This is a genomic window from Streptomyces sp. NPDC005408, assembly GCF_040606445.1.
Classification (GTDB): domain Bacteria; phylum Actinomycetota; class Actinomycetes; order Streptomycetales; family Streptomycetaceae; genus Streptomyces.
This window is the reverse complement of record NZ_JBEXEX010000003.1, coordinates 287,796-304,964: the sequence shown is the minus strand read 5'-3', so window position 1 is coordinate 304,964 and position 17,169 is coordinate 287,796. Positions and strand designations below refer to the sequence as shown.

Here is a 17,169-nt window from a genome sequence, read left to right as displayed (position 1 = left end):
CCGCGTGATACCGCTGCTCGACCACGCTCAGCTCCACCAGCACGGCCCCGGCCCTCCCTGCACGCGGATCAGACGCGCACAGCCAAGCCGAGGCACGCGGTGTCAAGCATCAAGTGAAGCCACAACGTCAAGCATCAACCGAGACAAGACAGACCCGAGGACCGTAGATCGGTCGAAACTTTCTCCACTTCCTCAAGGGCGCGCCTGCGGCGCGCCGGGCAGCCCGGCCGCCCCGGCCGGGCGTGCGGCGTGGCCGCCGGTCCCGGCCGGTCGCCCGGTGCCCTACGCCTCAACGCGCTCGAAATGGAGAGGCGGCGCCCCGTCGACAGTGGCCGGGGCCCGCTTGGCTTGGGGTCGACGGCCTCCGAGGCTTTAGGCAGCTCCCATGGGGCGAGCCTCGAAGAGCAGGGGGCCCATCGGGCACAACAGCGGGCAGGGCAGGTGCCTGCCCGATTCGCCGGGCCAGCGTAGGGCCCCCTGCTCACTCGCCCCATGGCAGCTACCGCCCAAAGCCTCTGCGGCCGGCGACGTGCCCACATGCGGCGCTCACCAAGGAAAAGGCGCCTCACGACGCACCGCCTGTGCCGTCCGCGGCCGACTCCAGGAACCCGGCGAGTCGGTCGACGGCGTCCGGCCAGCCAGCGACACGCACGACTCCGCGCCCGCCCCCATCCGTCGACGCGACCGCCCGCACCTCCGACAGCTCGAACCCGGCACCGAGCAGCGCCCGGTTCAGCCGATCCGCAGCCTCGCCAGCCTTGCGCCAGCCCGCCACGTAGTCGACGCCGGGCACCCACAGACCGGAGTCTGCGCCCACGACGTCGAGACCATCGCTCAGCCAGTCCTCACCCGCGCCAGTCAACTTGCTCACCTCTGCCCCGATCTAGGTAACGGATCATCAACTTCTTTTGGTCCAGGGCAGAAACGCAGCGCAGCGGCCCCGGTACCATCAGGCACCGGGGACCGCTGCGTCCCCTTGCCGGGCCACCCTTCGCTTTCCACGGCTGACGGGGTGGCCCGGTCTCGGTTTTCGGTTGTTGTGCAGGGCGCGGCCGCTCAGCCGGGAGGGGATCCCGGGAGCCGCTGAGAGGCCGCGCCCCTCGGCCGGTGCGGTCTGGACCGGCCGGTTACCGGGGCGTCGCCTTCCTCCCGATCGCGTGGGAGGAGCTAGGTAGGCGACGCCCCGGAGCTCTCTACGACGAAGAGCCGTCGAGGTCGAAGCGGCAGAACACGGTCTTGCCGCCCGCTTCTTCCGGTGACCACCAGAGCGCGTCGGCCAGCCCCTGAACGATCCGCAGGCCACGGCCACAGTCCGGCAATACGGCCTCGGGGAAGCCGCCGACCAGCTCAGGCGAGAAGACCTCACCCGTCGGAAGCGTCGGTGGGCTGGAGTCCTCGTCAGTCACGCCAACGAACAGCCACCTCGGCCACTTCCGGATCGAGACATCGAGCCGCCGAGCGGCGCCGGGGTGAGCGAGACAGTCGTCAGGGACCGCGTGATGCACAACGTTGCCGACGAGCTCCGAAACAACCAGCCGCACATCTTCGACGAGATGAGCGAGGCCCCAGTCCAGAACGGCGGACCGCGCCATGTCACGTGCCGCCTTCACCGAATCCGGAGACTCGACGAACAGCGTCAGAGCACGGAACTGCTCCACCTCCCCCGGCGTGACAGTTTCGTGCTGGGTCAGCATCGCCGGAGTGTTCGCTAACCGTCTGCTTTGCCAGGCATTCATCGCGTCCCCTCCCGAAGTTGGCGGGTCCTGTGTCCCGCCCTTTTCCGTGCTGACCAGTGAACGGGGACGGCGGCACGATCGGGAGCGTTCACCTGGGGGTTCACGTGAACACCGGGAAGGCAGAAGGGGGTTCACGAATGAACCCCCTCTGTCAGCGGGCTGTGCCACGATGAACACAAGCCGTCATTCTCGGGTTGGCAGGGGAGCATGGACCGAGAGCCGAACGCGCAATTGATCGCAGTCATGGACGCAGCGAAGGTCTCGAACAAGGGCCTCGCGAAGCGCATGCGTGACGCCGCCGAACAGCGCGGATCAAGTCTCGGGACGACGCACGTCGCTGTGCAGCGATGGCGGGACGGCGCAGGCATCCAGCCACAGACAGCGGCGATCATGGCGGAGGTACTCGGCGCAAAGCTGAGCCGCCGCATCACGCCCGGCGATCTCGGATTCTTCGGCCAGCCGGAGCCGTCAGCACCACAGCCGGTCGGCTACCCGGGCACCGTGCCCGATGTGTTGTCGATGCTCGACGGACTCGCCGAGGAGCGCGCGGAGACCCCGTCGAGCGGGCAACTGATCGTCGCGGACGCCGATCTCAACTCTGCCGTCCTGTCATGGATGGTGGCCCGCCCGGACGGAGTCCAGGCCGACAGGCCCGTCTCCCAGCGTGTAGGCATGCGCGACGTCAAGGCGATCCGAGCAGCCGCCGACATGTTCATGCAGCTCGACTTCAAGTTCGGCGGAGGCCACGGCCACAAGGCGCTGCGTCACTACTTCCGCCACGAGGTCCTGCCCCTGCTCAGCACCAGCTACAGCGAGCGGGTCGGCACCGCGTTATTCGGCGCTGCCTCCGAAATCTCGCAGTTGCTTGCCTGGACCGCGTACGACTCGGGAAACCATCACCTCGCGCACCGCTACCTGACATCCACACTGCGCCTGTCCCAGGTCATCGGCGATCGCATGTTTGGCGCCCGCATTCTGTCCAACCTCAGCCATCAGGCCAACTACCTGGGCAACCACGCCCAGGCCATCCAACTCGCCCGCGCGGGAGTCGAAGGCGCCACGGGGAAGGCAACCCCGCGCGCCATGGCGCTGTTCTCAGCCATGGAGGCCCGCGCTTTCTCCAACGCGGGGGATCCGATCGGGGCAGGCCGGGCCATGAACGAAGCGGAACGCCACTTCGAGCGCGCCGACACAGCCGAGGACCCCGAATGGCTGGGCTACTTCGACTCCGCGGAACTCATGGGCGAGTTGTGCCACTGCTTCCGCGACCTCAAGATGCGCCGCGAATCCGTGGAGCATGCGGAGCGAGCCGTAAACGACACTGACCCGAAGTACGCCCGCACCCTGGGCTTCTGCCGCATGGTGCTCGCCCAAAGTCAGCTACTTAACGGCGAGTTGGAGGCAGCCGTCACCACAGCAAGCCTCGCGGTCGACGGTGGCGACTCTCTCCAGTCCGCCCGCTTCCAGCGCTATGTCACCGACTTCCAGACCGAGGTCAGCGCCCACTCCATGAAACCCACAGTGTCCGCGTTCAACGACCAAGTACGCGACGCACTCGCCCGCCTCGAGGACGAGTAGCAGTCAGCGTCTGGCTCATGAATGCTTCGATCAATTTCAGCGCCAGCCAATGCCCGCACCCTTCGGCGAAACTACGGGCATCCCGACCTTTCCCATCCTTGAGTCGCGGATCGGCACCGCTACTCAACAAGTAGGCCGTGGTGTCCACATGCAGCGGCTGCCCCGACTGCAACGCACCATCGGCCTCAGTGTCGATCGCGTGATGCAGCAACGGCATCCCCATGTAGGTCTCGTTCACGTCCGCGCCAGCGTCCAACAGCTCACGAAGCCGTTCGAGATCCTCGTTTTCCACTGCGAACCGAGCTTCGCTCCACTGCTCATCCGGGACGGTCACCAGGGCCGCCAGTCCCGGGGCCCGTCGTCGTTCCGCAGCCCGGCGATGCGCCGGCGGTACTCCGCTGCCGTCTGCTCGTCCTCCTGCACGTTCTGCATGAGCCACGTCGTCATGCCGAACTCTTGCAGGCCGCGCAGCGTCTCGTACCCCTCCCAGTCGTACAGGTCCCGCCCGTACGCGGCCACGAAGTCGGCGTACTGTTCGTCGGTCTGCCACCCAAGGCTGTGGTGCTCCACAGCCGTGACCATCAGGTCCCACTCCGGGTGATCGAAGCAGAAAGCTTCGAAGTCGATCAGGATCACTTGCCCCTGGTCGTCCACCATGAGGTTCTGCACATGGGCGTCACCGTGAACAGGCCCCTTGGGCGTGGAGAACCGCAGCTCTGCGTACTTGTCCTTGAGTTCCAGCCAGCGCTTTCGCAGAAAGACCTTGTCGTCCTCAGGGATCACGGCCCGGTCGAGTCGCAGCTCTTGCTTGTCGAACGGCTCGAACGACGGCAGATGCAGGCCATCCGGCACCGACAGAGAATGCAGGTCCCGCAGGACACCGCCCAGTTCCCCGTACGTAGCCTTGCGATCCCCCTCAACGATCAGATGCCAGAACGTCACAGGGTGACCGTCGATCAACAGCGGCTGCTCCAGGTCCTCCACAGCTTGCGCGGCATGGAACCCCTCGCCCGTCAGCCAGCGCGAGACAGCGACTTCAGTGTGTGCCTTCGGCAGCCACTCTTCGCCACGCGCCACACGCACGATCAACGGCGCCGAGGCCAGCCGGAACAACGCGTTCTCTCCGAGGCGGATCAACTCCGCGCCTCTGTCATCGAGCCCAGCAGCCCGGCACGCGGCAACCATCACCCGCGTTGCCCCCGCCGACGTGAACCCCTCTTCCAAACCCCGAGCAGCGTCAACCGCCATGCCCGAACCAGCTCCCCTTAGTCGCGCGCGATCAACCGACGCACGAGTACGGGCGACCAACCCGACGTGCACCGGACACGGCATCGACGGTATCGGTGAGTAGGGAGCAAAGACGAGAGGAGGCCTATACGACTCTGGGCCCTCAGAGAGGGCACTTGCCGGAGATTCCTCGACTTCCGGAACGTTCCCGCAGCGATGTCCTGGAGCGATGCGCCCTCAGCCGCCGCACCGCCAAACCGCTCCGTGATGCTTTTGGCCATCCCGCGTGGAACGTGAGCCTCAGTGAGGATCACCCACCAGCGCCGCGGTCAGCCATCGGTACCTACATCGCGAGTACCAGTTGAGACAACCCTCCGGCAAACGGCGTATTGCCTGGATACCCTGCACTCGTGAGCGACAAATCTGACATCCCTATGGTTTCTCCCATAGGTGCAGCCATCGCGAGGCGTGCCGTAGCACCGCTGGTCGAGCGTCTGAACGAGCAGATGCGGCAGGCAGTGGCACCGTTGGTAGAGATGCAGAGCGAGCAACTCCGCCAAGCCATGGAGCCACTGCTCGAACACCTAAAGGAGCAAACTCGTCAAGCCATGGCGCCCATCAGTGAAGCCATGGCTGAACAGACAAGGCAAGCGATGGCACCCATCAGGATGGCTTTCGAGGATCAACTGAGAGGGCTGGTCCCACCGGTCCGTCTGGCCGAGATCCTGCTCGTCAGTCAACGGGCAATGTCCGTGATCCCAGACTCTCGATGGAGAGGCCTGTTCGACGAACTTCAGCCGCAGCTCTCCTTCGTTTCAAGTGCCGCGTGGAGGCACGCGCTGGATGACTACCGCAGCGCGGATCCCAACAGCGTTGAACGCCTGATTGCGAAGCAGACGCCCTCGACTGGAGCCTCCCCAATCGGCGATGAGTTGGCCGAAGGAGTTCATGACATAACTGCACCGCTGTTGGAGCGCACCCCAGAAGGCGGTGACCACCCTGGCGTAGAGGGCAGTTGGCACAGCCTCATCACGCCGATGAATGTGATCGTGGTCATGGCCGTGTTGTACGCATTGGCGGCCACCGCGCTCTCGGTAGTGGTGCCAGACAGCGACGTGGTCAAGCGGCTGAACGGTGCCGATACCCACTTCGCTCTCGCCCTTGCGCTGCTCGCATACATCGACGGCAGAGACAGGGACCGGTGAGACGAGGCGACCCGCGCCGGGCGATGCCCCGATCACCCGAGGCATCGCCGTCCACTGGATCTCAGTCGGCGAGCGGCAGGTAGACCCGATTCCCCGCCTCCGCGAACTCCTTCGACTTCCGGAGCATCCCCTCAGCAACCTCCTCGGCCGTCGCCCCCGCGGCCGCAGTACCGCCAAACTGCTCTGTGATGCTTTGGCTAATCTTCATGCTGCAGAACTTCGGACCGCACATCGAGCAGAAGTGCGCGGTCTTCGCCGGCTCGGCCGGCAGCGTCTCGTCGTGGAACTCCCGTGCCGTGTCCGGGTCGAGGGCCAGATTGAACTGGTCCTCCCACCGGAACTCGAAACGGGCGTCGGACAGCGCGTCGTCCCACTCCTGCGCGCCCGGGTGCCCCTTGGCGAGATCGGCCGCATGAGCGGCGATCTTGTAGGTGATGACGCCGGTCTTCACGTCGTCGCGGTTGGGCAGGCCCAAGTGCTCCTTGGGCGTGACGTAGCAGAGCATCGCGGTGCCCCACCAGGCGATCATCGCCGCCCCGATGCCGGAGGTGATGTGGTCATACGCCGGGGCCACGTCCGTCGTGAGCGGGCCGAGCGTATAGAACGGGGCCTCCTCGCAGATCTCCTGCTGGAGGTCGATGTTCTCCTTGATCTTGTGCATCGGGACGTGACCAGGTCCTTCGATCATCGTCTGCACATTGAAACGCTTGGCGATCGAGTTGAGTTCCCCGAGTGTGCGCAACTCGGCGAACTGCGCCTCGTCGTTGGCGTCCGCGATCGAGCCGGGCCGAAGACCGTCGCCGAGCGAGTACGTCACGTCGTACGCGGCGAGGATCTCGCAGAGCTCCTCGAAGTTCTCGTAGAGGAACGACTCCTTGTGGTGCGCCAGGCACCACGCCGCCATGATCGATCCGCCGCGCGAGACGATGCCCGTCTTGCGGTTGGCGGTCAGCGGGACGTACGGCAGCCGCACACCCGCGTGGACGGTCATGTAGTCGACGCCCTGCTCGGCCTGCTCGATGACCGTGTCCTTGTAGATCTCCCAGGTCAGCTCTTCGGCCTTGCCGTCGACCTTCTCGAGCGCCTGGTAGAGCGGCACGGTGCCGATCGGCACGGGGGAATTGCGCAGCACCCACTCGCGGGTGGTGTGGATGTTGCGGCCGGTGGAGAGGTCCATGACCGTGTCCGCGCCCCAGCGCGTGGCCCAGGTCATCTTCTCGACCTCCTCCTCGATGGAGGAGGTGACCGCGGAGTTGCCGATGTTGGCGTTGACCTTCACCAGGAACCGCTTGCCGATGATCATCGGCTCGATCTCCGGGTGGTTGACGTTGGCCGGCAGGACGGCCCGGCCCGCGGCGATCTCCTCGCGTACGACCTCGGGGGAGACGTTCTCGCGGATCGCGACGTACTCCATCTCGGGCGTGATCTCGTCACGACGGGCGTACGCGAGCTGCGTCACCGCCTGTCCGTCGCGGCCCCGGCGGGGCTGGCGCGGACGGCCGGGGAAGACCGCGTCGAGGTTGCGCAGACCGCCCCTCGGCGAGGTGTGCTTGATCCCGTCGTCCTCGGGGCGGACCGGGCGGCCCGCGTACTCCTCGGTGTCGCCACGGCCGATGATCCAGTTCTCCCGCAGCGGCGAAAGTCCGCGGCGGACGTCGGTCTCGACGTTCGGATCGGTGTACGGGCCGGACGTGTCGTACAGCGTCACGTCCTTGCCGTTGGTGAGGTGCACCTGGCGGACCGGCACCCGGAGGTCGGGGCGCGAACCCTCGACGTATCCCTTGTGCCAGCCGATGGACTTCCCGGCCTCGGGCTGATTCGAGGCAGGCGTGCGTGCGTCCTGAACGGTCATCGTGACCTACTCCCTACGCCGGCATTACCCGGTAACAGGTTCGGCGGTCGGCGCAGCCACTTCCGTACAGTTCGTACGGATTTCAGCGCCCTCTCAGCCCGGTGCTCCGAGCTCCCGCGTGTGCAAAGGTGCCACCACGCTAGCGTCACTTCTGGCGCGCTGAACAGAGGGCCCCCTCGTTCTTGCGATGATCGGTCGGTGACCTCATCGCCGACACCTCCGCCGCAGACGCCCGACCCCCATGGCCACACGCACAGCCATGGGCCCGCCGCGCCCGTCTCGCAGCACCTCCGCAAGGTCATCGCCGCGGTGCTGATTCCTTTCGCCGCGGCCGTCGTCGTCGGCCTGGTCGTGCTCTGGCCGGGTGGCGCCCCCGGCCATGAGCGCACCGGTGTCGGCTTCGACCGGCAGACCGAGCAGGGCAAGGTGGTGCGGGTCGAGAAGGTCAATTGCAAGGACGTGAACGCCGCGCAGGTCCCGCCGACCGGCGACACCTCCACACCCGAGGGACGCGAGGCGGTCAACGCCCAGAAGGGCAGCTGCGGGAAGGCGACGATCAAGGTCACCACCGGCAAGGACAAGGGCCGCACCTTCACCGAGATCGTCCAGCCGGACGCGCCCCGTCAGCTGAGCCAGGGCCAGGGTGTGGTGGTGGCGTACGCCCCCGACGCGCCCCGTGATCTGCAGTACTCAGTGACCGATGTGGACCGCGGCTTCCCGATGGCACTGCTGGCTGGGATCTTCGCGGTCGTGGTGGTGCTGGTGGGGCGGATGCGCGGCGTGATGGCGCTGATCGCGCTCGCCGCATCCTTCGCCGTACTGACTCTGTTCATCCTGCCCGCGATCCTGCAGGGCTCCAATCCGCTGATCGTCGCGGTGGTCGGAGCGAGCGCGATCATGCTGATTGCGCTCTATCTGTGCCACGGGCTCACCGCGCGCACCTCGGTCGCTGTCCTCGGCACGCTGATCTCTCTGCTGCTGATCGGGCTGCTCGGCTCGCTCTTCATCGGCTGGGCGAGTCTGACCGGCAACACCGACGACAGCACCGGCCTGATCCACGGCCTCTATCCGAACATCGACCTGAGCGGTCTGCTGCTGGCGAGCGTCATCATCGGCTCGCTGGGTGTGCTCGACGATGTGACGGTGACCCAGACCTCGGCGGTGTGGGAACTGCACCAGGCGGACCCGGACATGGGCCCGCGGGGGCTCTACCGGGCGGGCATCCGCATCGGCCGGGACCACATCGCGTCCGTCGTCAACACGCTCGTACTGGCCTACGCAGGCGCCGCGTTGCCTCTGCTGCTGCTCTTCTCGATCGCACAGAGCAGCGTGGGAACGGTGGCCAGCAGCGAGCTGGTGGCGACCGAGATCGTACGGACCCTGATCGGGTCGATCGGCCTCGTCGCCTCGGTGCCGGTGACCACCGCCCTCGCGGCGCTGGTGGTCTCCGCCGACCGGCCGGGCCTTTCGGCGGCCGCGGGCAGGGCAGCGCTGAGAGGCGGTAGGGGCCGCCGCCGCAAGAAGTAGGGGGAAGATGGCGGCGGTTGGCGCCGCGGCGGACGATTCCGAAGGCCGCGGCCGCTCAGCCGGCGCTCTCCTCCGCGAGAATGCGCCCGAGCGCCTCTTCGAGATTGCACTCGAAGTCACCGAACGTACGCTCCTGCCCCAGCGGCACCAGCTTGTCCGTGCGGTCGAGGAAGGCCACAAGCGGCGCCGCACTCACCCGGAACAGCGCCCGGTCGCAGCCGACCTGGAGCCGGACGATCACATCGGACAGCCCCTCGGGACGCGTCGGCGCGATGTGCACATCGCCGTCCCCGCTCGGGCCGTTGATGCCGTCCACCAGCAACTCGCGACCGAAGGCCCAGGTCACAGGGGCATCTCCGGGCAGGTGGAAGGTCATCCGGACCGCGTACGGATCCTTCGTCTCGTACCGGAGCTCCACCGGGATCCGGAATGAGAGCTCCTCGGAGACAAGGAAACTCATCAGAACCTCGGCCTGGACCGACTCGCGCATCGTGTACCCCGCATTGGATGAACCAGTGAACGAAAAGCTCGGCAGAAAACGGCCAGGAATGATCCACTATGGCCCTCTTGACGTAATCGTCCAGTACGCACTACCAGATCACAAGGAGTGATTTTTCAGATACTGATAGAGAACGCGAGGGAGCTGAGGAGTCCCCCTATTCCGTTGCGTAGTTGCTCGACCGCAGGGAGCAACCGTCCTTCCTGGTGAAGGGGGAGAGAAATGGCCATCGCCGCGGCGCCGGATCCGGCCGTGATCGGGATTGCGGCACAGACCGTGCCGAGCGCATATTCCTGTCGCTCCACGACTGGTTGCATCCGCTCCATCGAAGCGAGCCGGTCGAGCAACGTGCGACGGTCGCGTACTGAATAGGGAGTCACCGGCTGCACGCGGTGGCGATCCAGATGATCGCGGCGGCCCTGCTCGTCGAGCTGGCTCAGCAGACACTGGCCGAGCGCATGCGCATGTCCGGTCTCACGGAAGTCGGCCCACTCGTCGACCGCGGGCGCGTACGGGGTGTCGGCGACGGCGACGATCTCGATCTCACCCTCGCGGTAGACCGCGAAGTAGACCGGGACGCCGATCGCGTCCCGCCAGTGCACAAGCGAGTCCTCGAGCCTGCTGCGACGATTCTGCAGAGCTCCGCCGAGAGCGAGCTTGCCGACCGCGTCACCAAGGACGAACACGCCCTTCTCACGGCGCAGATAGTCCTCGTGCGTCAGCGTCCGCAGCAGGTGGTACGCGGTGGGAAGCGGAAGGCCCGCCTCGCGCGCGAGCTGCTTCGCCGGAGCCCCGTCCCGATGGGAGCCCACGGCCTCCAGAAGCCTCAGCGCCCGTTGCACCGACCCGATCAGGGTAGGGGCAGCTGCGTGTGTAGCCGTGGCCAAAGGTCACCCCCAGGCATGGTGACGGGCAGATTGCCCGCCCGCCGCACGGACTTCCCAAGGGGCGGATTTCCCGAGGGGCGGCAGCGGATTGTCACTGTAATGGCCGCCCCTGTGCGGGACTGGGGGTTTATCGGGGTGTTCCCCCGGCCGGGCTAACGCCCGTCCGGGTCTGTCCAGTTGGTCACTACCAGTCGCTGCGCGAACTGGAGGACGACATGAACTTCCGTACGACAAAGATGAGTCCACCGACAAGCGCGACGAACAGCAGAACCTTGAAGAGCAGTCCGATCACAAAGCCGATCACGCTCGCGATCAGGCCTCCGAACAGCACAAGGGCGATGACCGGCACGGCGACCCACTTCACCCACCACGGCATCCCCGCGAATATCTCCCGCACAGCCATCGTCCTTACCTCGTTTCTCTGAGTTCCTGGCTTCGATGCTATGCGGGAGGGGGTGGTGTCCGGGGGCCTGCGAGCCCTTGATCTCCCCTGACTGAACCCCTAGGGACAGGGCAGGGTTCCGGTCAGCTCTCAGGGGGAGAAAAGACCACCATCACTCGCAGATCCTCCGCGATGTGGTGGAACTTATGGGCCACTCCGGCCGGGACATAGACCACGCTGCCGCGTCCGACCTGCGTCGTCTCCATCCCGACCGTGATGGAGGCACGGCCGCTGACGACGAAGTAGACCTCGTCCTGGCGGTGGGGCAGCTGAGGGTCCAGTTCGCCGGCGTCCAGCGCGTACAGCCCGACCGACATGTTCCGCTCGCGCAGGAACTGCAGATATGCGCCGTCGTTGGCGGCGCGCTCCGCCTCCAGCTCGTCCAGTCGGAATGCCTTCATGGCCGTTCGCCCCTGCCCTTGGTCCGATCACGTCTGCCACGATCAGACACATGAAGAATTTTGTAGTCAAGACGATCGCCAATGCGGCGGCCCTGCTGGTGGCCATCTGGCTGCTCCAGGACATAACCCTCACCGGGGACAGCACCGGCAAGAAGGCCTGGACCCTGGTCCTGGTGGCGCTGCTCTTCGGCCTGGTCAACTTCCTCGTCAAGCCGGTGGTGAAGCTGCTGACGCTGCCGCTGTTCATCCTCACCCTCGGGTTGATCACACTCGTCGTCAATGCCCTGATGCTGCTGCTGACGTCCTGGCTGGCCGACAAGCTCGATCTGAACTTCCATGTGGAGGGCTTCTGGACCGCAGTGCTCGGTGGCCTGATCATCTCGGTCGTTTCGTGGGCGATGAATGTCGCTCTGCCGGACAAGGACTGAACGCCGAGTGAGTTCTGTGTATCGCGTCTGCTTCGTCTGCACCGGCAACATCTGCCGCTCACCCATGGCCGAGTCCGTCTTCCGCGCGCGGGTGGCGGAGGCCGGACTCGCCGGGGTGGTGGAGGTGGACAGCGCGGGCACCGGAGGCTGGCACGAGGGCGACGGTGCGGACCACCGCACCGTCGCCGTGCTGGAGGCGAACGGCTACGAGTCCGGGCACAGCGCACGGCAGTTCCGCGCCGCCTGGTTCCCGCTGCTCGATCTGGTGATCGCGCTGGACGAGGGGCATGTGAGGGAACTGCGGCGGCTCGCGCCGACGGCCGTTGACGCCGCGAAAGTGCGGCTGCTGCGGGAGTACGACCCCTCCGCGCCCGGGGACCTGGATGTTCCTGATCCGTATTACGGCGGTATAGACGGTTTCAAGGACTGCCTGGAGATGGTGGAGGCGTCGAGCGAGGGGCTGCTCGACGCTGTACGAACCGCAGTGGAGGAGCGTGCGGCATGAGCGACGGCAGGAGTACGAGCGACGGCGCGGGCGTGGGAGACGGCACCAGGGCGGTACGGGCCGGTCTGCCCGAGCCGGTGAAGTACGAACCGACCCTGCCGGGACCGGTCTTCGCGGCCCACTTCCATCTGCCGGGCGAGCCGACCGGTCCGTACACCTACGGCCGTGACGAGAACCCGACCTGGACCCATCTGGAACGGGCGATCGGCGAGCTCGAGGCGCCGGGGGAGTCCGTCGAGACCGTGGCCTTCGCCTCGGGGATGGCGGCGATCTCGGCCGTGCTGTTCTCACAGCTGAAGGCCGGGGACGCGGTGGTGCTGCCGGACGACGGCTATCAGGCGCTGCCCCTGCTGCGGGAACGTCTTGAGGCGTACGGCGTCGACGTCAGGACCGCGCCGACGGGCGGCGACGCGCAACTGGCCGTGCTCGACGGGGCGCGGCTGCTGTGGATCGAGACACCGTCCAATCCGGGGCTCGATGTGTGCGACGTACGGCGGCTGGTGGAGGCTGCGCACGCGGCCGGCGCGCTGGTCGCGGTCGACAACACCCTCGCGACTCCGCTCGGGCAGCGGCCGCTGGAACTGGGCGCGGACTTCTCGGTGGCCAGCGACACCAAGGGCATGACGGGCCACGGTGACATCCTGCTCGGCCATGTGACCTGCCGGGATCCGGAGTTGGCGGCGGGTGTACGGCGCTGGCGCAAGGTCGTCGGGGCGATTCCGGGCCCGATGGAGGCATGGCTCGCGCACAGGTCGCTGGCCACGCTGCACCTGCGGATCGAGCGGCAGTGCGCGACTGCGCTGGCGCTCGCGGAGGCGCTGGGCGGGCGGGGCGAGGTGACCGGGCTGCGTTATCCGGGACTGCCGTCGGACCCCTCGTACAAGATCGCCTCGCAGCAGATGCGGCGCTACGGCTGTGTGGTCTCGTTCGTACTGCCCGATCGCGGGCACGCCGAGCGCTTCTTGGGCGGGCTGCGGCTGGTGGACGACGCGACGAGCTTCGGCGGGGTGCGCTCCACGGCGGAACGGCGCGGGCGCTGGGGCGGTGACGCGGTTCCGGAGGGCTTCATCCGCTTCTCGGTGGGGGCCGAGGATGCGGTCGACCTGGTGGCGGACGTGCTGCGGGCGCTGGACGAGGCGGCGGGGTAGGGGCGGGGCGGTCCGTGGTGCTGTTCCGGCGAGCTGCGGACCGGGCCTCGGACCACGCTCGGCGTGGACCGGGGGGCGTACGCCGGAGTACGACGGCGCGCTGAGCGGCGCTACGTACAACGGGCGGCCCGAGCCTCCCCCCTCATGGCTCGGACCGCCCTCGGTTCCACACGCGAAGAACCGCGCGACCAAGGCTAGTTGACTCTGCGTCAGTGTCCAATCACAGTAGCGACAGCGACCTATCGACTTATTTATAGTTGTCCGGTCCGCGGGCACAGTCGGTCGAGAGGGGCTTGGCATGGATCTGGCCCTGCTGCGCACATTCGTCACGGTGCACCGGGCCGGCTCCTTCACCCGCGCCGCCGCACTGCTGGGACTCTCCCAGCCCGCCGTGACCGGGCAGATCCGGACGCTGGAGAAGCAGTTGGGGCGGCCGCTGTTCCTGCGCCAGGCCCGCGGCGTCACCCCCACGACCATCGGCGACGAACTCGCGCACCGGGCAGCCCCTCATCTCGACGCCCTGGTGGAGATCGCCGAGACCGGTCTCGACGAGGAATCGGGCGTACGGACCCTGCATCTCGCCGGTCCCCCGGAGTTCGTCTCGCTTCGCGCCCTGCCCGCGCTCACCCCGCTGATCTCCCAGGGCCTGGCGCTTCGGGCCTCGTTCGGGAACGCCGAGGAGACGCTGGAGGGGCTCGCCGCCGGACACCACGATCTGGCCATCGCCACCGCCCGGCCGCGCGGCGGGCTGCTCACCGCGACGCCGCTCTGCGACGAGGAGCACGTACTGGTCGCCTCGCCGCGCTGGGCGGCCCGGCTGGGGCCCGGAGTGCTGCGCGCCGGGCATGTGGTGCTCGAGCAGTTACCCGTCGTGGAAGTCCACGAATCCCTGCCGTTCGTCTCGCGCTACTGGTCCGCCGTCTTCGACTCCCGGCCGGCCGCCGCGGGCGCCGTGATCGCCCCCGACCTGCGGGCCGTCCTGGAGGCCGCGGCCTCGGGAGCGGGCCTCGCCGTGCTGCCGCGCTATCTGTGCGAGGAGGACCTCCAGCGCGGGCGCGTGGTGGCCCTGCTCGACCCTCCCGTACCCCCGCTGCGCACGTACTTTCTCGTCGTCCGGACCGGCACACTTGCACTCCCGCCCATCGCGCGAGCGCACGAGTGGCTGCTGCGCGCTGCGGTCGACTGGTGAGAGCACTGCGGACAGGAGTTTCAGAACGGGCCTGGCGGGCCATTTTCTAGCCATGACCGAACGGCCAGTGGTCAAGCGCACCGCACGCGCCATCCTGCTCGACGGCGACGATCTCGTCCTCATCAAGCGCACCAAGCCCGGCGTGGATCCCTACTGGCTCACGCCCGGCGGCGGGGTCGAGCCCGAGGACGCCACCGTGGTGGACGCGCTCCACCGGGAGGTGGACGAAGAGCTCGGCGCCAAGATCACTGATGTGGTCCCCTGCTTCGTCGACACTGTCGAGCACATCGCCGACGGCGGTGTGACGGGGGTGAAGGTGCAGCACTTCTTCGTCTGCCGACTGGAGTCCATGGACCCCGCACGGCGGCACGGCCCTGAGATCGACGAACCCTGCGGGGAGTACGAGATCGTACGGGTGCCGTTCAGCCGGGTCGGCATTGCCGCCGTCCATCTCGTACCGCTGTCACTGCGGCACTACCTGGACGGCAATATCGAGGGAGTACGGGCGATGCACGCCCCTGACCTGGGCTGACCCCTGTCTCCCTCGGCTACCGCGCGCTAGTCGCCCGCAGCGACGAGCTCTTCGAGCGAGTCGTGGCGGATCCGGTCGTACGGGATGCCGAGGCCGCGCAGTGCGTGCACGCCGCTGCGGATCATGCCGGGCGGCCCTGAGAGATAGGCGTCGTACTCGTACCACGGGCCGAATTCCCGCACGGCGTCGGGGAACTGCGCGCGGTTGTCCACAACGGGCCGCACCGACAGCCACGGGTGTGACTGCTGGAGCCGGAGCATGGTGTCGATGTCGTACAGGTCGTAGTCGGTACGCGCCCCGTAGAAGACCTCCACCGGGCGCCGCTCACCGTGCTCGGCGACATCCTCGACCAGCGCCTTGATGGGCGCGATACCGGTGCCGCCGCCCAGACAGAGCAGGCCGTTGTCGGTGGAGTGGTCGACGGTCATCGATCCCGCGGGCGGCCCGAGGCGCAGCACGTCACCCGGGCGGGCGTGGTGGACCAGGGCGTTGGAGACCCAGCCGGCCGGGACCGCCTTGACATGAAAGGACAGCAGACCGTCGGCGCGGGGCGCACTGGCGAACGAGTAGTGCCGCCAGATCCGCGGCCACCAGGGCGTCTCCAGGCTCGTGTACTGCCCGGCCAGGAAGGCGTACGGCTGGTCCGGCCGGACGGTGATGATCGCGATGTCGGGTGTCCTGAGGTCGTGCGACACCACCTCGGCATGCCACCAGGCGGGCGCGTCCCGCTCGTTCTCGGCGGCCGCGTCGATCATGATCTGGGAGATCGTGGTGTACGTGCGCACCCAGGCGGCCTCGGTCTCCTCGTCCCAGGTCGTCGTGGCGTACCGGCTCAGCGCGCCGAGCAGCGCCTCACCGACGGCTGGGTAGTGCTCGGGCTGGGTGCCGTATTTGCGGTGGCCGCGGCCCAGGTGCTTGAGGTAGTCGGTGAGCACCTCCGCGTTGTCCATGTGCTCGGCGGCGGTGAGCAGGGCCTTGAGGAGCCGGTCACGCTGGGCGTCCATGGCTGCGGGGAACAGGCCCCGCAGTTCGGGGTGGCGGACGAAGAGCAGGGCGTAGAAGTACGAGGTGACCTTGTCCGCGACGGACCCGATCTCCCCCATGGTGCGGCGGATGAGGATCGCGTCGGGGGACGCGTCGTCGGCCGGTGCGGCAGGCTGCGCGGGCGGAGCCTGGTGGTCTGCCGGTTCGTGGTGAGCTTCACCCGACGGGACGTCTCCGCGGAACCCGGCGCCTCCGAGCGGCCGGCCGGCTTCGCGCGGCTGAGTGTCATCGCGCTGCTGGGTGTCTTCGCGCGGTTCTACGGCCCCGTAGGGCCGCTCCGCGGCTTCGTGGTGCCGGTCCGGCTGGCCCGCGATATGGAGCCGTCCTGCGGTCTCGGTGGGCCAGACCGCCTCGCGGGGCCAGGAGCCATCGTGGGAGTGGAGGGCTTCGCGCGGGCTCGGTACCCGGGGGTCCGCCTGGCTTTCGCGGGCGCCGGGGTCCTGGCGCGGACCCGCGGTCTCATGGGTCCCGTGCGCGTTGTGGGCTTCCGCGACCGGGCCTCTGTCATCCCGGGTCCGCTCCGGCCGGGCGAACCCGGAGGGACCGTGCTCGGCAGGAACGTCATCAGCGGACCGAGCGTCGCTCGGCGCCTCGGGCGGCGATGCCCCGTCGACGGGAGCCGCGGGCCCTCGCGCGTCCCTCACCGGCGGCGCGGGACGAGAGGCCCCGGAGCCCACCGGACGTATGGGGGCGACTGGGCGCCTCGGAGCCGCTATTCGTTCCTGGCCTGCGTCACCTGCGGAAGGCCCCTCAGCGGGGTCGGTCCGGCCGGGGGTCGGTCGCTTGCGAGGGGTGAACCATCCGCCCCCGCCGCTCTCGTCCGAAGTGCCATTGTCGGCCGACGTGGTGGTCGGAGCGTCCATTGTCTGCCTCGCCTCGAACATCTTTCGGTCGGTCCACGCACTTCCGCCGGCTCGGAAGGTGCCTCATTCCCCGCTCTGCTTCAGGACTACTGCCAGCCCACACTAA

At 67.7% G+C, this 17,169-nt stretch carries 18 protein-coding genes and 1 riboswitch; of the genes, 8 read left to right on the top strand and 10 right to left on the bottom strand.

The window, feature by feature from the left end:
* Positions 1-565 precede the first annotated feature (565 nt).
* Entirely contained in the window at positions 566-871 is a 306-nt protein-coding gene (locus ABZS64_RS05365; RefSeq protein ID WP_355823397.1) for a hypothetical protein, read from the bottom strand.
* Between the two features lie 322 nt (positions 872-1,193).
* Positions 1,194-1,694: an ATP-binding protein gene (locus ABZS64_RS05360; protein ID WP_355823394.1), complete on the bottom strand. Its 501-nt coding sequence runs from the start codon at positions 1,692-1,694 to the stop codon at positions 1,194-1,196.
* A 249-nt stretch (positions 1,695-1,943) separates the two neighbouring features.
* On the opposite strand from ABZS64_RS05360, the gene ABZS64_RS05355 reads away from it, so the two are divergent.
* The gene (locus ABZS64_RS05355) at positions 1,944-3,314 is read left to right on the top strand and encodes a sporulation protein (protein ID WP_355823391.1); all 1,371 of its coding nucleotides are present in this window, start codon (positions 1,944-1,946) and stop codon (positions 3,312-3,314) included.
* Here the strand turns inward: ABZS64_RS05355 and ABZS64_RS05350 are convergent.
* Together ABZS64_RS05350 and ABZS64_RS05345 are read right to left on the bottom strand one after the other, a co-directional pair.
* Positions 3,268-3,648: an ankyrin repeat domain-containing protein gene (locus ABZS64_RS05350; protein WP_355823388.1), complete on the bottom strand. Its 381-nt coding sequence runs from the start codon at positions 3,646-3,648 to the stop codon at positions 3,268-3,270. The genes ABZS64_RS05355 and ABZS64_RS05350 overlap by 47 nt on opposite strands.
* Positions 3,645-4,562 (bottom strand): aminoglycoside phosphotransferase family protein, encoded by a 918-nt coding sequence (locus tag ABZS64_RS05345; protein ID WP_355823385.1) that lies wholly within the window; start codon positions 4,560-4,562, stop codon positions 3,645-3,647. The genes ABZS64_RS05350 and ABZS64_RS05345 overlap by 4 nt, the downstream gene beginning before the upstream one ends.
* A gap of 389 nt (positions 4,563-4,951) precedes the next feature.
* On the opposite strand from ABZS64_RS05345, the gene ABZS64_RS05340 reads away from it, so the two are divergent.
* Positions 4,952-5,746, top strand: coding sequence for a hypothetical protein (locus tag ABZS64_RS05340; RefSeq protein ID WP_355823383.1), 795 nt, complete (start codon positions 4,952-4,954; stop codon positions 5,744-5,746).
* 61 nt (positions 5,747-5,807) lie between these two features.
* On the opposite strand, the gene thiC is transcribed toward ABZS64_RS05340, so the two are convergent.
* The gene (thiC, locus tag ABZS64_RS05335) at positions 5,808-7,598 is read right to left on the bottom strand and encodes a phosphomethylpyrimidine synthase ThiC (RefSeq protein WP_355823380.1); all 1,791 of its coding nucleotides are present in this window, start codon (positions 7,596-7,598) and stop codon (positions 5,808-5,810) included.
* Positions 7,592-7,726: riboswitch (TPP riboswitch) on the bottom strand. (Overlaps the previous gene by 7 nt.)
* A gap of 70 nt (positions 7,727-7,796) precedes the next feature.
* On the opposite strand from thiC, the gene ABZS64_RS05330 reads away from it, so the two are divergent.
* Positions 7,797-9,125, top strand: a complete 1,329-nt coding sequence (locus tag ABZS64_RS05330) for a YibE/F family protein (RefSeq protein ID WP_355823377.1) — start codon at positions 7,797-7,799, stop codon at positions 9,123-9,125.
* 55 nt (positions 9,126-9,180) lie between these two features.
* Here the strand turns inward: ABZS64_RS05330 and ABZS64_RS05325 are convergent, their stop codons facing one another.
* The 4 genes from ABZS64_RS05325 to ABZS64_RS05310 all read right to left on the bottom strand — a co-directional run bounded on the left by ABZS64_RS05325 (position 9,181) and on the right by ABZS64_RS05310 (position 11,354).
* Positions 9,181-9,615 carry an SsgA family sporulation/cell division regulator gene (locus ABZS64_RS05325; RefSeq protein ID WP_355823374.1) on the bottom strand — a complete coding sequence of 145 codons (435 nt, stop codon included), beginning with the start codon at positions 9,613-9,615 and terminating at the stop codon, positions 9,181-9,183.
* A gap of 125 nt (positions 9,616-9,740) precedes the next feature.
* Positions 9,741-10,511 carry a helix-turn-helix domain-containing protein gene (locus tag ABZS64_RS05320; protein ID WP_355823371.1) on the bottom strand — a complete coding sequence of 257 codons (771 nt, stop codon included), beginning with the start codon at positions 10,509-10,511 and terminating at the stop codon, positions 9,741-9,743.
* 184 nt (positions 10,512-10,695) lie between these two features.
* Positions 10,696-10,908 (bottom strand): DUF5326 family protein, encoded by a 213-nt coding sequence (locus ABZS64_RS05315; RefSeq protein ID WP_355823369.1) that lies wholly within the window; start codon positions 10,906-10,908, stop codon positions 10,696-10,698.
* 128 nt (positions 10,909-11,036) lie between these two features.
* A complete protein-coding gene (locus ABZS64_RS05310) occupies positions 11,037-11,354 on the bottom strand; it encodes a cupin domain-containing protein (protein ID WP_355823367.1) in 318 nt (105 codons plus the stop codon).
* 50 nt (positions 11,355-11,404) lie between these two features.
* Between ABZS64_RS05310 and ABZS64_RS05305 the strand changes: the two genes are divergently transcribed.
* The 5 genes from ABZS64_RS05305 (at position 11,405) to ABZS64_RS05285 (ending at position 15,156) form a co-directional block, all read left to right on the top strand.
* Positions 11,405-11,782, top strand: a complete 378-nt coding sequence (locus ABZS64_RS05305; protein WP_355823364.1) for a phage holin family protein — start codon at positions 11,405-11,407, stop codon at positions 11,780-11,782.
* A 7-nt stretch (positions 11,783-11,789) separates the two neighbouring features.
* Positions 11,790-12,287 carry a low molecular weight protein-tyrosine-phosphatase gene (locus tag ABZS64_RS05300; RefSeq protein WP_355823361.1) on the top strand — a complete coding sequence of 166 codons (498 nt, stop codon included), beginning with the start codon at positions 11,790-11,792 and terminating at the stop codon, positions 12,285-12,287.
* Positions 12,284-13,435: a cystathionine gamma-lyase gene (locus ABZS64_RS05295; RefSeq protein WP_355823358.1), complete on the top strand. Its 1,152-nt coding sequence runs from the start codon at positions 12,284-12,286 to the stop codon at positions 13,433-13,435. Before ABZS64_RS05300 ends, ABZS64_RS05295 begins: the two co-directional genes overlap by 4 nt.
* Before the next feature lie 298 nt (positions 13,436-13,733).
* Entirely contained in the window at positions 13,734-14,624 is an 891-nt protein-coding gene (locus tag ABZS64_RS05290) for a LysR family transcriptional regulator (protein ID WP_355823355.1), read from the top strand.
* Between the two features lie 52 nt (positions 14,625-14,676).
* Entirely contained in the window at positions 14,677-15,156 is a 480-nt protein-coding gene (locus tag ABZS64_RS05285; protein ID WP_355823353.1) for an NUDIX hydrolase, read from the top strand.
* A gap of 26 nt (positions 15,157-15,182) precedes the next feature.
* Here the strand turns inward: ABZS64_RS05285 and ABZS64_RS05280 are convergent, their stop codons facing one another.
* Positions 15,183-17,063, bottom strand: coding sequence for a globin domain-containing protein (locus ABZS64_RS05280; protein WP_355823350.1), 1,881 nt, complete (start codon positions 17,061-17,063; stop codon positions 15,183-15,185).
* Positions 17,064-17,169 lie beyond the last annotated feature (106 nt).